Here is a 939-nt window from a genome sequence, read left to right on the forward strand (position 1 = left end):
TCGCCTCCAGCGCCTATGTGTTCAGCGCTGGATACCGCCGAAGCGGTGGGTTGCCCCATTCGGAAACCCACGGATCAAAGCCTGCTCGCGGCTCCCCGTGGCTTTTCGCAGCGTGCTGCGTCCTTCGTCGCCTCTCAGTGCCAAGGCATCCACCAGATGCCCTTATACTGCTTGAACTCTCTCTCCGGACGCCGTGCGCATGGGAAAACCAGCGCAGGCCTCCTTCGAAGATGCATCTACCCGACCGAAAGCCTTCCCGGCTGCGATCCGCCGTCAACGCTGCGCTGTGCGGAAGCCGTGGCGGATGAGATCCGCCGGATGCTGTTTCCGCCACCGCCGCTCGGGCCGTGACCGCGACGGGACGACCTTTCGGTCTGTCGTCACGATGTCTTCTTCACTTGTCAAAGATCCCTCGCGGCCGAGGCCGCGAAACCCGGAGGGACGCGAGGAGCCGCCCCGTGCAGGGGCGCCGTCTTCTTCGCTGCCGGTCCGGGGAAACCGCGGGGCCATTGCATGGCGCCCCGCGGAACGGTTTGGTTGCGGGAGCAGGATTTGAACCTGCGACCTTCAGGTTATGAGCCTGACGAGCTACCGGGCTGCTCCATCCCGCGTCCATCTCTGCGCATGGGGCCGGCGGATCCGGCGATGACCTACTCTCCCGCGCCTTGAGACGCAGTACCATCGGCGCTGGGGGCTTTCACGGCCGAGTTCGGGATGGGATCGGGTGGGACATCCCCCGCTCGCGTCACCGGATCGGCCGGCCCCATGCGATTGTAAAGGGATCGGCGTTTCGAGAAAGGATGCGAGGACGACGGCGCCGGGGGAGGAGATCGAGCCCGGCGTCTTCCTTGAAAGGAGGTGATCCAGCCGCAGGTTCCCCTACGGCTACCTTGTTACGACTTCACCCCAGTCGCTGACCTGACCGTGGTCGGCTGCCTC

1 tRNA gene and 3 rRNA genes are annotated in these 939 nt (G+C 65.3%); all 4 read right to left on the reverse strand.

Going from position 1 to position 939, the window contains the following annotated elements:
* A 23S ribosomal RNA gene (locus JUB13_RS30980) occupies positions 1-177 on the reverse strand; the annotation flags it as partial.
* A gap of 357 nt (positions 178-534) precedes the next feature.
* Positions 535-611 (reverse strand) — tRNA-Met (locus JUB13_RS30985).
* Between the two features lie 26 nt (positions 612-637).
* A 5S ribosomal RNA gene (rrf, locus tag JUB13_RS30990) occupies positions 638-753 on the reverse strand.
* A 98-nt stretch (positions 754-851) separates the two neighbouring features.
* Positions 852-939 (reverse strand): 16S ribosomal RNA (locus JUB13_RS30995); the annotation flags it as partial.

Origin of the sequence: Arenibaculum pallidiluteum, assembly GCF_017355985.1 — a bacterium.
GTDB classification, from domain to species: Bacteria; Pseudomonadota; Alphaproteobacteria; order Azospirillales; family Azospirillaceae; genus Arenibaculum; species Arenibaculum pallidiluteum.